Below are 15574 nucleotides of genomic sequence, written 5' to 3'. Positions count from 1 at the left end.
TCGCCGAGTTCCGGACCGACAGCCGCTACCGGCTGGTCCGCTTCGAGGGCATCGGCTGGAAGCCGCTGGCGCCCGAGGAGTTCGAACCGGAGATCAAGCACCACTTCCCGGACCTCGACCCGCACGACCCGCTGCTGGTGCAGTGGGAGGACCGTCCCTGGGAGTGGCCCGCCTGGCACCCCGGCGAGGCCTGACCCGCGGTCAGAAACCGTTGGGGAGCCCCGCCCCGACCGGCCCCGCCCGACCGGCTGCCCCGCCCAACCGGCCCCGCCCGCCCGGGCGGGGCCGTAGTCTCGGCGGATGGGTACCGCAGCGTGGGCCGAGGCCTGGACCGGCGGCCGCAGGGCCGTGCACATCGGGAACGTCGCCGACTTCAACGCCCAGTTCGTCCCCGCGTCGGACGACAGCACCCGGCACGGCCACCACTACTCCTGCCTCGCCGCCTTCTACAGCCCCCACCCGGCCGTGCTGGTGCTGCCGCACCAGGTCGAGCCGGAGTGGGTCCGCCGACTCGAACGGATACTCGACTGGTCCGAGGTCGAGGTGCACAGCGGCCTCGCCGGGGACGGCCGGCTGATCGGCCCCGCCCTCGCCGCCCGCCCCGAACTGCGCCGCCGGCTCGACGCGCTCGCGCTGCCCGTCCGGCACTGGGGCGCCACCGAGGGGACCGGAACGGGCGTCGCGGCCGTCCGCCGCTACGAGGCCAAGGACGCCTCGCACGCCCTGTTCACCCGCCTCGCACCCGGCCACCCCGGCATCCGGGTGCCCGCACAGCTGGCGGTGGACTCCCCCCGCGCACTGGCCGGGGTCGTCGACGAACGGGCCCGAGCCGGTCGGACCACCGTCCTCAAGGCCCGGCACGGCGTCGGCGGGTTCGGCACCGCCGTCCTGACCCCCGGACGGATCGCCGCCGCCGGAGGCGCCCGGAACCTGCTGCGCCGGCTGGCCGACGACCAGGTCCTGCCGTCCCGCGAAGGCCTGCTGGTCGAGGAGTACGTCGAGGGCGGCGGCCGGCTGCGCCACCCGAGCTTCGACGGCCTGATCACCGAGGACGGCACCGTCCACCCGGTCGGTGTCGCCCTGATGCGGGTCGAGGACACCGCCTACGCCGGCGCGACCGTCGGACCGGGCAGCGTACCCGCCCGGCTGGCCGGCGCCGCCGTCCCGTTCGGCGTCGCGGTCGGACGGGAGCTTGCCGCGGCCGGCCACCGGGGCTGGTACGACGTCGACTTCGTCACCGACCCGGCCGGACGCCTCGCCCCGACCGAGACCAACGTACGGCTCACCGGGCCCGCCGTGGCGTTCATGATCCAGGCCCGGCTGGACGCCGTCCGCGGCCCCGGCCACCTGGTCCGCACCATCGACCGGCTCCCGCTCGGCGCCCGGCTCGGCCAACAGGCGCTGCTCGCCCACCTGGAGGCGCTCGCCCGGCGCTGCGCCCGGTTCGGCGCCACCCTGCTGCCGACCATCCCCACGGCCGGCTTCGAGGCGCAGCCGACGGTGGGCGTGGCCCTCGCCGCGACCGACCCGGACGCGCTGGACGCGGCGGAGGCGGTCGCCCGGGCCGCGAACCTGGCCCTCGGCGACCCCTTCGACCCGCTCACCGCCCGGTGAGCGTCAGCGGCCCGGCCGGGGCGCCTGCCGGACGAGGAAGCGCACCACCACCGCGGCCGAGGCGATCAGCGCGATGTTGAACAGCACCACCAGGGTGCCCTGGGTGGACCAGTTCCGCGGGTCGGTGGTCCGGTAGAAGTTGTCCTGCGGCCACCAGGAGGCCAGCAGCCAGAACACGGCCAGCCGGGTCAGGACGGTCAGGCCGCGGGGCCGGCCGAACCGGCCCAGCGCCGGCCCGCCCAGGAGCAGGAAGGCGAGGCCGAGTCCGGCGCCCAGCGACTCGGCCCAGTACAGCAGCTGGAACACGGTGGCCCACGGCTCCGGGACCAGCCGCAGATCGGTCGACCCCGGCCAGAAGGTGCTGGTGGACAGCCGGGCGAGCACGGTGAAGAGCACCACCAGGCCGACCCACACCCCTGGAGTGTTGTCCCCGTCGGCCCACACCCCCGCCGCGCCCTTGCCGCCCGAGGGCCGCCGCCCCGACTTGCCGGACGGGGCCGGTTCGGTCCGCGGCGCGGGCAGCGGCAGCGCGGCCCGGTCGAGCTTGCCCGCCCGGGTGCGGGGCAGGCCGGGCAGCGGTACCACCGCGTCCGGCAGCGCGTCGGCGGGCAGCCGTTCGGCCAGGTGGCTGCGGAGCGCCCAGGCGTCGGGCGCCCGGCCGGGGTCCGCGACCACGTACGCGACCAGGGCCGGCTCCAGGGCCGGCTCCAGGTCGACCGTGGCGACCGCGCACTCGCGGACGTCCGGGTGCCCGCGCAGCAGCGTCTCGACCCGGACGGCGGCGGCCGTCTCCGGGCCGAGGTCGCGGCTGACGAACTCCAGGATGCCGTCCGGGCGCAGCCGCCCGAGGTCACCGGTGCGGTAGAGCCGCAGGTCCGGGCGGGCCGGGTCGGCGAAGAACCGTTCGGCGGTCAGCTTCGGCTGGTTGAGGTAGCCGCGGCCGACGCCGGGACCGGACAGACAGATCTCGCCGCACTCGCCGGGAGCCACCGGGACGCCCTGCGGGTCCAGCAGGTGCACCCGGTTGCCCGGGAATGGGACGCCGATCAGGGAGAGCCGCTCCGGGTGCTCCGGCGGGTCCGCCAGGGTGGCCGGGTCGAAGTAGGTGCTGTCCACCGCGGCCTCGGCGACACCGTAGACGTTGATGTGCCGCACGTCCGGGCCGAGGTAGCGCTGGATCCGCAACTGCTCGTCCAGGTACCACTTCTCGGCGCCCACCGACAGCAGCCGCACCGATCCAAGCTCCAGCCCGAGCGGCTGGAGATGGGCGAACAGCCGGCGCAGCAGGTGGACGTTGACCTCCATCACGGTGATCCGCTCGCCGATCACCAGCTCGTGCAGCTCCCGCAGTTCGGCCGTGCGGTCCAGGGTGAAGTTGCGCCTGGCCATCACCAGGGTGGCACCGGTGCCGAGCGCGCGGAGCCAGTCCGCGGTGAAGACGTCGAACTCCAGGGTGGCCGTCTGCAGGATCCGGTCGGCGTCGGTCAGCCGGTACACCTCCTGCCAACCCCGGTACGCGTGCAGCAGGTTGCGGTGCTCGATCTGCGCGCCCTTGGAGACCCCGGTCGAGCCCGAGGTGTAGAACACGCAGGCCACGTCCGCGTCCCGGACCCGGACGTCCGGCGCCGTGGACGGCAGCGCGGCCAGCGCGTCGGCCTCGGTGTCCAGACAGAGCACCGGCCGGGCGGTGGCGTCCGCCAGCCGGACCCGGTGCACCTCGTCACTCACCACGACCACCGGGTCGGCGTCCGCCAGGACATGACGGATCACCGCATCCGGGCCGGTCGGCTCCAGCGGCACGTAGGCGCCGCCCGCCTTCAGCACCGCCAGCACCGCCGTCAGCAGCTCGGGCCCCCGCCCCAGCGCCACCGCCGCGGGCCGCTCCGGGCCCAGCCCGAGCGCCACCAGCCGGTGCGCCAACCGGTTGGCCCGGGCGTCGAGTTCGCCGTACGTGAGCTGCTCGGCGCCGCACACCACGGCCTGTGCCCCTGGCGCCCGGCGGGCCTGCTCCTCGAACAGCCCGTGGACGGTGTGTACCTGTGCCGTCGTCATCGCGCATCCCCTCCCTGCGTCGGCAGGACCACGCCGATCCTGCCCGCCCCCACTGACAGTGTGCAGCCAGTACTTCCCTGTGACGCCCGCCGGTCGTCCGGTAGTTGCACACCTGTCACCGGTTCGGGACCTGTGGCGGCACGGTGGGCGCCGGACCGGCCACCGCACCTGCGCAACGCGGGCGCACAGGGCGGGCACAGCGGCTCCGCAGACCCGGCGGGAACTGTTCACCTCCCGGGTCTACCCGCGTAAACCTGGTGCGCGCCAGGCTGGTTGACCGTCCGAACACCCATCCGTACGGACGCTGTCCCCGCCTCCCCGCCCCCAGGAGTCCGCATGCCCGCGAACCGCCCGCTCCGCCGCGCAGCCGCCGCCGCGGCCACCGCCCTGCTCGCCGCCGCCGCGCTGCTCACCGGCACCGGCACCGCCGAGGCCGCCCTCCCCACCCCGGTCTCCACCGCCACCGCGAAGAGCTACCTGGCCGCGCTCACCGTCACCGCCGAGTCCCACACCTCGACCTACGACCGGGCGCTGTTCCCGCACTGGATCACCATCTCCGGCACCTGCAACACCCGCGAGACGGTCATCAAGCGGGACGGCAGCGGCGTCAGCACCGACTCCTCCTGCGCCGCCGTCAGCGGCAGCTGGACCTCCGCCTACGACGGCGCCACCACCACCAACGCCTCCAGCTTCGACATCGACCACCTGGTCCCGCTCGCCGAGGCCTGGCGCTCCGGCGCCTGGGCCTGGACCACCGCCCAGCGCCAGGCGTTCGCCAACGACCTCACCCGCCCCCAGCTGATCGCCGTCTCCGCGAGCTCCAACCGCTCCAAGGGCGACCAGGACCCCACCACCTGGCTGCCCCAGGCCTCCTACCGCTGCACCTACGCCCGCGCCTGGGTCCAGGTGAAGTACTACTACGGCCTCAGCGTCGACAGCGCCGAGAAGTCCACCCTCACCTCGCTGCTGGGCGGCTGCTGACCACCCGCGCACAGCACTCCGCCCCTCCCGCCGGACGTCCGGCGGAAGGGGCGGGTGCCGAAGCGAGCACGGCGGCCGGGTCAGGCCGTCAGCTGCGCCTCGATCGCCGCGATCAGCTCCTCCGCCTCCGGCTCGGTCCGCGGCCGGAACCGGCCGGCCACCGTGCCGTCCGCCGAGACCAGGAACTTCTCGAAGTTCCACTGCACGTCCCCGGCGGCGCCCTCGGCGTCCGGCGTCTGGGTCAGCCGGGCGAACAGCGGGTGGCGGTCCTCACCGTTCACGTCCAGCTTCTCGAACAGCGGGAAGGTCACCCCGTAGGTCATCGAGCAGAAGGTCTGGATCTCCTCCTCGGTGCCCGGCTCCTGGCCGCCGAACTGGTTGCACGGGAAGCCGAGCACCGCGAAGCCGCGGTCGGCGTAGCGCTCGTGCAGCCGCTCCAGACCGGCGTACTGCGGGGTGAGGCCGCACTTCGACGCCACGTTCACCAGCAGCAGGGCCTTGCCCTTGTAGTCGGCGAGGGACGCCGGCTCGCCGGCCAGGGTGCGCAGCGGGATGTCGTAGAGGCTCAAGGTCGGATCCTTCGGTCGGGGGTGCAGAACGTTCCAGCAGCTCACAACCTACGCGGCGGCCCCGGTGTTCCCGCCCGGCCGTCGTTCCCGCCCGGCCGTCCCGGTGCAGGCGGCGGCCCCGCTCAGAGCGCGGGCGTCCGCTCGTCCGGGTCGCCGAACAGCTCGCGCTGCCACAGCGCCTCGCAGAGCAGGTCGAGGCCCTGCCGCAGGTGCCGCCGGTAGGTGCCGTACGGCAGGCCGAGGCGCCGGGCGGCGGCCTCCTGGGTGGGCGCACCGGAGAAGTAGCTCGCCGACAGGGCGTCGCGGGCCCGGACCCCGCGCGGGTCACGGGCGAGGTCGTCGACCGCCCGGCGCAGCAGGGCGCGCAGCTCCCCGGCCGGGTCGTCGAGGTCGGCCGCGATCCGGGCGCGCATCAGCGCGCAGGCGGCGAAGGCGCCCGGGTCGCGCCAGTGCGCCAGGGCCTCCCGGACGGCCTGGTCGAAATCGGTGCGGGAGCTGCCGGACGGCCCGGCCGGGACCGGCACCTCGGTGGCCGCGATGAAGTGGCGCAGCCAGGTCTCGACCGGTACCAGCCGCCAGTCGACCGCGAACAGCCCGTACGTGTACTCACCGACCTGCGGCCGCGCGCCGGTGTCGGTGAGGCTGCCCTTGACCCGTGCGGCCCAGGCGTCGGCGTCCCGCCAGACGGCGAAGCCGAAGGCGCGGCCACGGGCCCGGGCGGACTCCGCCTGGGCCCGGGAACTGCTCAGGTCGATCACCCGGGAGGGCACCTGGTACCGCTCGGGGTAGACCGTGAAGCGGCTGACCCCGATGTGCTCGCCCGGCCCGACCGGGGCGGTCGCGGCGGCGTACTCCCAGGCGGCGGCCACCACGGGGTCGGCGGCCAGGTCATCGGGGTCCGGCGGGGACGGCAGCGCCAGGCGGGCCGTGAACGCCACGATCCGGCCGGTGGTGACCAGCCGGTAGACGCTGAAGGCCTGCGGCTGGCGCTCGGCCCAGTAGCGGACCACGGCCGCGGAGGCCGGGCCCTCGGTCTCCGTCGCCATCCGCAGCACGGTGTCGAGGTCGTCCGGGTGCAGCGGGCGGTCGTGCACCTCGTCCTCACGGGACCAGGTGCGCAGCCGGGCCACGATCTCCCCGTCCCGGAAGAGGTAGAAGAGCTCGTCGGTGACGGTCCAGACGCGCTCCTCGGGCGCGTCGCGCAGCAGGCGCAGATACTCCTCCGCCAGCCGGCGGCGCATGTTCACGAAGGCGTTGGGGGCCCGCCAGCGCAGGTCGGCGGCCAGCGTCTCGCGGGCGGCGTCGTGCGGGTGCAGCCCCCGGTGGGTGGACTCCATGAACGGCAGGTCCCGCAGCCACGCGAACAGCAGATGGGCGTCCACCTCCGGCAGCACCGCCGCGAGCAGCTCCTCGGAGGTCGAGTAGGCCTGCGCGGCCACCTCCAGCGCACGGCGGTGGGCCGCCGAGGGCACCTCCCCGATCAGCCCCACCAGCAGGGTCCGCAGCACGTCGGCCGACGGCGCCCAGATCTCCTCCCGGTTCCAGCCCGTCCAGCCCGCCGCCGCCGCGAGCGACAGCGCCAGCGGGTTGCCGCCCGCGAAGCGGAGCACCAACTCCCGCAGCTCGGGCCCGATCGCCGCCGCGGCCAGCAGACTCCTGGCCTGCTGCTCGGTGAACGGCTCGAGCTCGGTCACGTGCAGCAGGCCGGCCCAGGCCGGGTCGGCGGTCCACTGCGGCTGCGGCGCGAGCCGCCCGCCCAGGACGACCAGCGCGCCGTCCGCTGCTCGCGGCAGGAAGTGGTGCCACAACCAGCTCTCCAGCCACTGGCAGTGCTCGAAGGAGTCCACGAACAGCACCGTGCCGGGCACGTCAAGGAAGGCGGCCGCCGCCCGCTCGAAGTCGGCCGGGTCCCGGCCGACGAAACGCCCGTCGAGCTCGACCAGGAGCCGGCCCGCCGCCCTCGCGTGGTCGGCCAGCCGCCGCAGCAGCGTCGACTTCCCGATCCCGCCCGGCCCGAACACGTAGAAGGCGAACGGCGCCCGCGGATCGTCGGCCAGCGCCTCGGCGAACCGCCCGAGCTGCTCGTCCCGCCCGATGAAAGCCTGTACGCGCGCGGTGCTCAGCCGCTCTCCGACGGACACCATGACGGCTCCCCTCCCCATGCCCCGCACCGGACGAAGACCTCCGGCTGTTCCTGCGGCCCCGGCGGCGATCGGTACCCGGCGGTCCGTACCCGAATGGTCCGGCCCGCCGCTCCGCCGCCCCGATCCGGCCGGCCCGGCCGATGTCAGGGCCCGGCCCAACATACCCGGTATATCTGGCTTTTCGATATCTCCGGAACCCCGGACCGGGCCTCAGCCGCCCGCCGGGCCGCCGACCGCGGCCTCGCGCACGGGGGTGAAGTCCAGGGCGAGGGACACCGGACCGCGGGTGTACAGGCCGCTCTCCCGGTACCGGAAGCCGGGGCCGAAGCGGACCCGGTCGAGCAGCGGGAGCAGCAGCTCGGCCACGGTCTCGATCTCCGCGCGGGCGAAGGCCGCGCCGACGCACTGGTGCAGCCCGGCGCCGAAGGACAGGTGCTGGGCGGCGGCGGTGAAGGAACGGGCGGTGCCCAGATCCGCGCGGTGGAGGTCGAAGGTGTCCGGGTCGGTGAAGGCCCCGGGGTCCCGGTTGGCCGCGCCGATCATGCAGAACACGGTGGCGCCCGCCGGTACGACGGTGCCCGCGAACACCGCCTCCGCCTCCGCCTGACGGGGGATGAGCTGGACGGGCGGGGTGAGGCGCAGCGTCTCGGCGATGGCCGCGGGCAGCAGGGCCGGGTCCCGGCGGACCTGGGCCAGCTGTTCCGGGTGGTCGATCAGGTGCTTGAGCAGGAGGGCGAGGGTCTTGTCGGCGGGTTCGACGGCGGCGATCAGGACGTTGATGACCAGCGCGGTGATGTCGCGGTCGCTCATGGCGATGCCGTCGAACTCGGCCGTGCACAGCATCGAGATCAGGTCCTCGCCGGGACGGCGCCGCCGCTGCTCGATGACCGGGGCGAGGTAGGCCTCCAACTGCTCGGCGCAGTCCAGGCAGTGGCGACGGCGTTCGGGCGTGAGCACCATGCTGGTGATGAACTCGCCGACCCCGCCCAGCCAGGCGGCGACCCGCTGCCAGTCCCGCCGGTCCAGGCCGAGGACCTCGAGCGTCACCTGGACGGCGAACGGCTTGCCGAAGTCCTCGACGAGGTCCATCCGGCCCACGGGAAGGAACGGCGCGACGAGCTCGGCGGCGATGGAGCGGATCGCGCGGACCTGCTCCTGCAGGGCCCGGCCGGTGAAGCCCCGGACGACGATCTTCCGCTTGGCGGTGTGCTCGGCGCCGGTCATCTGGGCGAGCACCGGCCCGCGCATCACCGGCTCGGCGCGCACCTGGAGGGTCCGGGTGGTGAACGCGTCATGATCCGTCAGCACCCGCCGTACATCGCGGTGGCGGGAGAGGAAGTAGCTGTCGAGCGCGGGCTCGTAGTGCACCGGCGACCGGTCCCGCAGCCGGCCGAAGTACCGGTAGGGATCGGTGGCGAAGTCCGGGGACAGGACGCTGAAGCGGGGATCGGGCACGGGCCGGCGGACCTCTCGGGGGCGGTGGGGGCAGGACACCGGGCGCCGCCCGGGCGGTGGGGGCCCAGGGCGTGCCTCAGTGACGGCGAGGAGCGGGCGGGCGGCTCGACGGCGACCCACCCGCGACAGCGGTTCGCAGGACTATAACCGGCCGATGTGTCAGCGGGCCGAGGTGAGTTCGGCGAGGAGCGCGGACCCGGCCCAGCCGGGGGCGGTACCGGGGGCCGCCGCCTCCGCCTCACGGACCAGGGCGATCAGACGGGCGTTGGCCGGGGCCCCGAGGGCGTGGCGTCCCGCGAGCGCGACGATCTCGCCCTGGAGCGAGTCGATCTCGGTGGGCCGCCCGCGCTGGAGGTCCTCCCACATCGAGGAGCGGGCGGTGGCGTCGATCCGCAGACTCGCCCCCGCCAGCAACTGGAACAACGCGTCGGGCAGTCCCAGCACCCGTGGCATCAGCGCGGGCGGCACCGGCCCGAGCCGGGCCGGCGTCACCCCGGCGGCCCGGAACGCCGCCAACGCCTCCCGCTGGCAGCGCGCCACGCACAGCCGGTAAGCCCGCTGCCCGACCTGCTCGCGCAGGGGCAGGCCGGAGAGCGCGTTGACCGCGTTGTTGAGGTTCAGCAGCAGCTTCGCCGCCTGGACGGCCGGCATGTCCGGCCGCAGCTCCAGCAGCAGACCGCCCGACCGGGCCGCCCCGGCGAGCGCGTCCGCGCCCTCCCCGGCCGCCAGCATCAGCGACCCGCCACTGCCCTGGTGGAATGCGGCGGGTCCGGTCCGCACCACGTTGTACGGCACCATGCCGGCCAGCACCCGGTGGGACGGCAGCGCCGCCGCGAGCACCGCCGGGTTGTGCAGGCCGTTCTGGAAGCTGACCACCACGGTGCCGGGGCCGAGGTGCGGGGCGAGTTCCCGGGCGGCGGCCGCGGTGTCCGCGGACTTCACCGTGACCAGGACGTAGTCGGCGCCGGCCGCGGCCTCCGGGCCGGTGGCGGTGGTCAGGTCCCGGATCCCGCGGCGGGCCGGGCCCGGGCCGGTGAGGGTCAGCCCCTCGGCGTCGATCGCGGCCATCGCGGCCGGCCGGCCGATCAGGGTGACCTCGGCGGTCGCGGCGAGCATGCCGCCGAGATGGCAGCCGATGGATCCGGCGCCGAACACGGCTATCCGCGGCCGGGCATGGGAGGTGGACACGAGGCTGCTCCGGATGGACTCGGGGGCGGGACAGGCGGATCGAAGCGGCGGGCTGCCGAAAAGATACCCGCCGCCACCCGGCCCCGGGCCCGTCCCGGCACCCACGTCGGCGCCCGGGCGGGCGCCGGCCCGTAACGCGCCCTACCCGGCGAGCTGGGGGTAGAGGGCACCGAGGTCGGCCGAGAGGCCGGACTTGACCCGGCGGGTGAGCTCGTCGGCGATGACCTCGTAGGCGTCGGCCTCGATGCCGTCGAGTGCCTGCTCGGCGACGGCGTGCGGGGAGGACTTGGGTGCGTCGACGGCGGCGGCCATGTCGGTGTCGACGTAGCCGACGTGCAAGCCGGTGACGTTGATGCCGCGGGGCTTGAGGTCCAGCCGCAGGGAGTTGGTCTGCGACCACAGGGCCGCCTTGGACGCGCTGTAGGAGCCGGACAGCGCCACCCAGGAGAGCACGGAGTGGACGGTGAGCAGGTGGCCGCCGCCGTTGCGCTCGATGATCGGGACGAACGCGCGGGTGGTGTGCAGCGGGCCGTAGAAGTTGGCCTCGAACTCCCGGCGGACGTCCTCGACCGGGGAGTCCAGGAAGGACGCGCCGACCAGCCCCGCGGCGTTGTTGACCAGGATGGTAACGTCCTGGGCCCGCTCGGCCGCGGCGGCGACCGACGCCGGGTCGGTGATCTCCATCGCCAGCGGTACGGCGTCGGGGTGGGTGACGGTCCGCGGGTCGCGGGCCGTGGCGTAGACCTGCTTCGCGCCCCGGGCGTACAGCGCCTCCACCAGGGCCTTGCCGAGGCCGCGGCTGCCGCCGGTGACCAGGACGTTCGCGCCTTCGATCGTGGTCATGACCGTTCTCCCTCAGATTCGGAAACCGATCGGTTTCCTCGGTTTCCACCAAGGTATACCGATCGGTTTCCAAACGGCAAGGGTCCGCGTAACCTCGGATGCATGACCACCGACGAAGGCGTGAAGGGCGTGCAGGTGTCCGCGCGGGAGCGCCTGCTGGATGCCGCGGCCGGCCTGTTCTACCGGGAGGGCGTCGGCATCGGCGTGGACGCGCTGTGCCGGGCGGCCGGGGTGTCCAAGCGCACCATGTACCAGCTGTTCGACAGCAAGGACGAGGTCCTGGCGGCGAGCCTGGAGCGGCGCGGCCCCGCCTACCTGGCGCTGACCCTGCCCGACCAGGACGACCCGCGGCCGCCGCGCGCCCGGCTGCTGCACGTGTTCGAGCGCCTGGAGGCACTGACCGCCGCGCCGGAGTACCGGGGCTGCCCCTTCGTCGCCACGGCGGTCGAGCTCAAGGACCCGGGGCACCCGGCCAGCCTGGTCGCCCGCCGCTCCAAGGACGCCCTGACCGCCTTCTTCCACCGCGAGGCCGCCCGGGGCGGCGCGGCCGACCCCGAGACTCTGGCCCGCCAGCTGACCATCGTCTTCGACGGCGCGGGCAGCCGGGCGGTCGTCCAGGGGCAGCCGCTGGACGGGCTGGCCGTGACCACGGCGAACGCCCTGCTGGACGCGGCGGGCGTGGCCTGAACCCGGGGGCCCGGCCTGCGCCCGGCTTCAGCCCTCGCCGAGGCGCGGCGGGGCGCGGTGGTAGCGGGGCGGGGTGACGGACATCGTGATCGGGTTGGCCACCTGGGGCGCCGCGCTGCCCGGCACCGCGACGGTGGGCTCCAGTCCGAGGGCGGTGGCGAGGCCGAACGCCTCCCGCACGTCGTTGATCGGGCCGGCCGGCACCCCGGCCGCGCGGAACAGCGCGAACCACTCGTCCGCGCCGCGCATCGCGAGCCGCCCCGCCAGTTCGGCTGCCAGCGCCGTCCGGTGGGTGACCCGGTCGGTGTTGTGCGCGAAGCGCGGGTCGTCGGCCAGTTCGGCGCGGCCGACCACCTGCGCCAGCGCCCGGAACTGCCGGTCGTTGCCGACGGCCAGCACCAGCGGGCGGTCCGCCGTCGGGAACACCTCGTACGGGGCGATGCTCGGGTGGCGGTTGCCGAGGATGCCGGGGACCACGCCCGCACCGAGGTACCCGGAGGCCTGGTTCACCAGCGAGGACAGCAGCGTGGACAGCAGGTTGACCTCGACCAGCTGCCCCTGCCCGGTCCGGTCGCGGTGGCGCAGCGCGGCCAGGATCCCGGCCAGCGCGTGCACCCCGGTGAGGACGTCGACCAGCGCGACCCCGGCCTTGGTCGGCTCGCCGGGACCGGGCCCGGTGACGCTCATCAGCCCGCCGACGGCCTGGACCAGCAGGTCGTAGCCGGCCAGCGCGGCGCCCTCCCCGGAGCCGAAGCCGGTGATCGAGCAGTAGACCAGGCCGGGCCGTACGGCCCGCAGGTCCCGGTAGCCGAGTCCGAGCCGGTCCATGGTCCCGGCGCGGAAGTTCTCCACCACGACGTCGGCGCCGCGCACCAGGTCGAGGGCGCGCCCCAGGTCGCGGCCGTCGTGGAGGTCGAGCACCACCGAACGCTTGTTGCGGTTGACGGCGTTGAAGTACGTCGCCTGCCCGTCCGCGTCGAACGGCGGGCCCCAGGCCCGGGTGTCGTCCCCGGTCCCCGGCCGTTCGACCTTGACCACGTCCGCGCCGAGGTCCGCGAGCATCATGGTGGCGTACGGGCCGGCCAGCACCCGGCTGAAGTCGGCGACGACGATGCCGTCGAGGGCACCAGCGGTCATGCGCTCCTCCTCGTTCTCCGTGCTCGAGCCTAGGCGTACCCCGCTGGTGCCCGGGTGGACCGGCGCGGATTCCAGGCAGCCGCGCGGCACGCCGCGGTGGCCGTCCGCTACCGCCCGTGAGGGCCGGCCCGGCGGTGCGGCGGGCCGCCGCCGGGCTTCGTGGTCGGGTCGCCTTCGCGGTGTTAGAAATGACGCATGGTCGAACGCGTCGGCCGATCCCGGAGAGTCTCGGACCGGTCGCTGGTGGCGAGGGGCCGGCGCAGTGTGGCCGGTCAGGTCTTCGTGCTGCAAGTGGTCGTCGTGGTGCTGCTGGTCGTGGGGGCGATCCTGTCGCTGCTGCTGGAGGCGCGCGGCAACAGCGAGGCGGAGGCGAAGAACCGGTCGGTGGCGGTCGCCGAGACCTTCGCGCACTCGCCCGGCGTGGTGGACGCCCTGCAGTCGCCCGATCCGTCGGCCGTGCTCCAGCCGCTGACGGAGGCCGCGCGGGGGCCCGCGGGCGTCGACTTCATCGTGGTGATGGACACCAACGGGATCCGCTACACGCATCCGCTGCCGGACCGGATCGGGAAGCGGTTCGTCGGCACCATCCAGCCCTCGCTGGAGGGCCACGTCTACACCGAGAGCGTGCACGGCCCGCTCGGGCACGAGGTGCAGGCGGTGGTGCCGGTCACCGACTCCGGCGGCACGGTGGTGGGCCTGGTCTCGGCCGGGCTGAAGGTCAAGAACGTCAACACCGCCGGTGACCGGCAGCTGCCCGTCATCCTGGGGACCGGCGCCGCCGCGCTCGCGGTGGCCACCGCCGGCAGCGCCCTGATCGCCCGGCGGTTGAAGCGCCAGACGCACGGCCTGGGCCCGGCCGAGATCACCCGCATGTACGAGCACCACGACGCCGTGCTGCACGCGGTCCGCGAGGGCGTGGTCATCGTCGGGCAGGACAGCCGGCTGCTGCTGGCGAACGACGAGGCCAAGGAACTGCTGGGCCTGCCGCCGGACGCCGAGGGCCGGAACCTGGGGGACCTGCGGGGCCTGGACGCCGAGGTCGCCGAGCTGCTGCTGTCGGGCCGGGTGGCGACCGACGAGATCCACCGGGCGGGCGGCCGGCTGATCGCCGTCAACCAGCGCCCGACCGGCCGCCACCGCGGTTCGCTCGGAACCGTCGCGACCCTGCGCGACTCGACCGACCTGCTGGCACTGAGCGGGAAGGCCGAGGTCGCGGGCAAGCGGCTGGAGCTGCTGTACGAGGCCGGGGTCGGCATCGGGACGACGCTGGACGTCGGGCGGACCTCCGAGGAACTGGCCAGGGTCGCCGTCCCCGCCTTCGCGGACTTCGTCACCGTCGACCTGGCCGACCCCGTGCTGCACGGCGACGAGCCCACCAGCGCCGGCGTCGACCTGCGCCGCACCGCGGTGCACGGGATCCGCGAGGACCCGCCGTTCTACCCGCCCGGCAAGCTGATCGCGTTCCTCGCCTCGACGCCGCAGGCCCGGGGGTTCGACAGCGGCAGCTCGCAGGTGGTCCCCGACCTGTCGGTGGCGCACGGCTGGCAGGCCCAGGACCCGGAGATGACCAGGCGGATCCTCGACTACGGGGTGCACTCCCTGATCACCACCCCGCTGAAGGCACGCGGCATGGTGCTGGGCGTCGCCAACTTCTGGCGGTCGCAGAAGCCCGAACCGTTCGACGACGAGGACCGGTCGCTGGCCGAGGAGATGGTCGCGCGGGCCGCGGTCAGCATCGACAACGCCCGCCGGTACACCCGCGAGCACGCGATGGCCGTCACCCTGCAGCGCAGCCTGCTGCCGCGCGCGCTGCCTGGGCAGAACGCGCTGGAGGTCGCCCACCGCTACCTGCCCGCCCAGTCCGGGGTCAGCGGCGACTGGTTCGACGTGATACCGCTGCCCGGCAGCCGGGTCGCGCTGGTGGTCGGCGACGTGGTCGGCCACGGCCTGCACGCCGCGGCCACCATGGGCCGGCTGCGTACCGCCGTCCACAACTTCTCCGCCCTCGACGTACCGCCGGACGAACTGCTGAACCACCTCGACGAGCTGGTGAACCGCATCGACCTGGAGGAGACCGACGGCGACATCGGCTCCGGCGTCACCGGCGCCACCTGCCTGTACGCGATCTACGACCCGGTGTCCCGGCGCTGCGACATGGCGCGGGCCGGGCACCCGCCCCCGGCGCTGGTCCACCCCGACGGCAGCGTCGCCTTCCCGGACCTGCCCGCCGGCCCGCCGCTGGGCATCGGCGGCCACCCCTTCGAGACGGCGGAGCTGTACCTCCCCGAGGGCACCCAGATCGTGCTGTACACCGACGGCCTGATCGAGGAGCGCACCCGGGACCTCGACGTCGGCATGGAACTGCTGCGCGCCGCGCTCACCGACCGCCACCGGGAGCCGGAGGACAACTGCGACCAGGTGCTGGACGCGCTGCTGCCGGAACGGCCGCAGGACGACGTGGCGCTGCTGATCGCCAGGACCAAGGTGCTCGACCCCGGCCGGGTCGCCGAACGCGACGTGCCCTCCGACCCCTCCGCCGTCGCCGACGTGCGGCTGTGGGCGCAGCAGCGGCTCACCGAGTGGGGGCTGGGCGACCTGGCGTTCGAGACCGAGCTGGTGATCAGCGAACTGGCCACCAACGCCATCCGGTACGGCTCCCCGCCGGTGCGGATCCGGCTGCTCTACGACCGCTTCCTGATCTGCGAGGTGGCCGACGGGAGCGACACCTCGCCGCACCTCAGGTACGCGGCGACCACCGACGAGGGCGGCCGGGGCCTGTTCCTGGTGGCCCAGGTGGCGAAACGCTGGGGCACCCGCTACACGCCGCAGGGCAAGGTCATCTGGGCGGAGCAGTCGCTGCCCGCCTCCGTCGGCCGCCCGGCCGGCGACCGCACGGCCGTACCG

Annotated in this window: 12 protein-coding genes; 5 read left to right on the top strand and 7 right to left on the bottom strand. The window is 74.6% G+C overall.

Annotated elements, in window-relative coordinates; translation table 11 throughout:
- Both AA75_RS21750 and AA75_RS21745 read left to right on the top strand, forming a co-directional pair.
- On the top strand, positions 1–194 hold a 194-nt coding region (locus tag AA75_RS21750), incomplete at its 5' end, for a hypothetical protein (protein WP_033821840.1).
- A gap of 106 nt (positions 195–300) precedes the next feature.
- On the top strand, positions 301–1614 hold the full coding sequence (locus AA75_RS21745) for a hypothetical protein (RefSeq protein ID WP_033821839.1): 1314 nt from the start codon (positions 301–303) through the stop codon (positions 1612–1614).
- Between the two features lie 3 nt (positions 1615–1617).
- On the opposite strand, the gene AA75_RS21740 is transcribed toward AA75_RS21745, so the two are convergent.
- A complete protein-coding gene (locus AA75_RS21740) occupies positions 1618–3666 on the bottom strand; it encodes an amino acid adenylation domain-containing protein (RefSeq protein WP_051812994.1) in 2049 nt (682 codons plus the stop codon).
- A 336-nt stretch (positions 3667–4002) separates the two neighbouring features.
- Here AA75_RS21740 and AA75_RS21735 point away from each other — a divergent pair, with 336 nt between their 5' ends.
- Positions 4003–4647 (top strand): HNH endonuclease family protein, encoded by a 645-nt coding sequence (locus tag AA75_RS21735; RefSeq protein WP_033821838.1) that lies wholly within the window; start codon positions 4003–4005, stop codon positions 4645–4647.
- Between the two features lie 80 nt (positions 4648–4727).
- On the opposite strand, the gene AA75_RS21730 is transcribed toward AA75_RS21735, so the two are convergent.
- The 5 genes from AA75_RS21730 to AA75_RS21710 form a co-directional block, all read right to left on the bottom strand.
- Entirely contained in the window at positions 4728–5216 is a 489-nt protein-coding gene (locus tag AA75_RS21730) for a glutathione peroxidase (RefSeq protein WP_033821837.1), read from the bottom strand.
- Positions 5217–5338: 122 nt separating this feature from the next.
- Complete coding sequence (locus AA75_RS21725) at positions 5339–7360, bottom strand: ATP-binding protein (protein ID WP_051812992.1); 2022 nt, start codon at positions 7358–7360, stop codon at positions 5339–5341.
- A 210-nt stretch (positions 7361–7570) separates the two neighbouring features.
- Positions 7571–8815, bottom strand: a complete 1245-nt coding sequence (locus tag AA75_RS21720) for a cytochrome P450, cyclodipeptide synthase-associated (protein WP_033821836.1) — start codon at positions 8813–8815, stop codon at positions 7571–7573.
- 159 nt (positions 8816–8974) lie between these two features.
- Positions 8975–10003, bottom strand: coding sequence for a 2-dehydropantoate 2-reductase (locus AA75_RS21715; RefSeq protein WP_233289130.1), 1029 nt, complete (start codon positions 10001–10003; stop codon positions 8975–8977).
- Between the two features lie 141 nt (positions 10004–10144).
- Entirely contained in the window at positions 10145–10846 is a 702-nt protein-coding gene (locus AA75_RS21710) for an SDR family oxidoreductase (protein ID WP_033821834.1), read from the bottom strand.
- A 102-nt stretch (positions 10847–10948) separates the two neighbouring features.
- Here AA75_RS21710 and AA75_RS21705 point away from each other — a divergent pair, with 102 nt between their 5' ends.
- Positions 10949–11533 (top strand): TetR/AcrR family transcriptional regulator, encoded by a 585-nt coding sequence (locus tag AA75_RS21705; protein ID WP_033821833.1) that lies wholly within the window; start codon positions 10949–10951, stop codon positions 11531–11533.
- A gap of 27 nt (positions 11534–11560) precedes the next feature.
- Here AA75_RS21705 and AA75_RS21700 read toward each other — a convergent pair whose 3' ends face one another.
- Entirely contained in the window at positions 11561–12670 is a 1110-nt protein-coding gene (locus AA75_RS21700; protein WP_033821832.1) for a CaiB/BaiF CoA-transferase family protein, read from the bottom strand.
- A gap of 195 nt (positions 12671–12865) precedes the next feature.
- Here AA75_RS21700 and AA75_RS21695 point away from each other — a divergent pair.
- Positions 12866–15574: SpoIIE family protein phosphatase/ATP-binding protein (locus AA75_RS21695; protein WP_051812996.1), on the top strand; the 2709-nt coding region annotated here is incomplete at its 3' end.

The sequence above is a fragment of the Kitasatospora sp. MBT63 genome, assembly GCF_000710465.2.
Taxonomy (GTDB): domain Bacteria; phylum Actinomycetota; class Actinomycetes; order Streptomycetales; family Streptomycetaceae; genus Kitasatospora.
This window is presented reverse-complemented; position numbering and strand designations above follow the sequence as displayed.

Excerpts from the sequence above, each read along its gene's own strand:
- AA75_RS21745 (WP_033821839.1), top strand. The coding sequence starts at position 301 with ATGGGTACCGCAGCGTGGGCCGAGGCCTGGACCGGCGGCCGCAGGGCC.
- AA75_RS21740 (WP_051812994.1), bottom strand. The coding sequence starts at position 3,666 with ATGACGACGGCACAGGTACACACCGTCCACGGGCTGTTCGAGGAGCAG.
- AA75_RS21735 (WP_033821838.1), top strand. The coding sequence starts at position 4,003 with ATGCCCGCGAACCGCCCGCTCCGCCGCGCAGCCGCCGCCGCGGCCACC.
- AA75_RS21725 (WP_051812992.1), bottom strand. The coding sequence starts at position 7,360 with ATGGTGTCCGTCGGAGAGCGGCTGAGCACCGCGCGCGTACAGGCTTTC.
- AA75_RS21710 (WP_033821834.1), bottom strand. The coding sequence starts at position 10,846 with ATGACCACGATCGAAGGCGCGAACGTCCTGGTCACCGGCGGCAGCCGC.
- AA75_RS21705 (WP_033821833.1), top strand. The coding sequence starts at position 10,949 with ATGACCACCGACGAAGGCGTGAAGGGCGTGCAGGTGTCCGCGCGGGAG.
- AA75_RS21700 (WP_033821832.1), bottom strand. The coding sequence starts at position 12,670 with ATGACCGCTGGTGCCCTCGACGGCATCGTCGTCGCCGACTTCAGCCGG.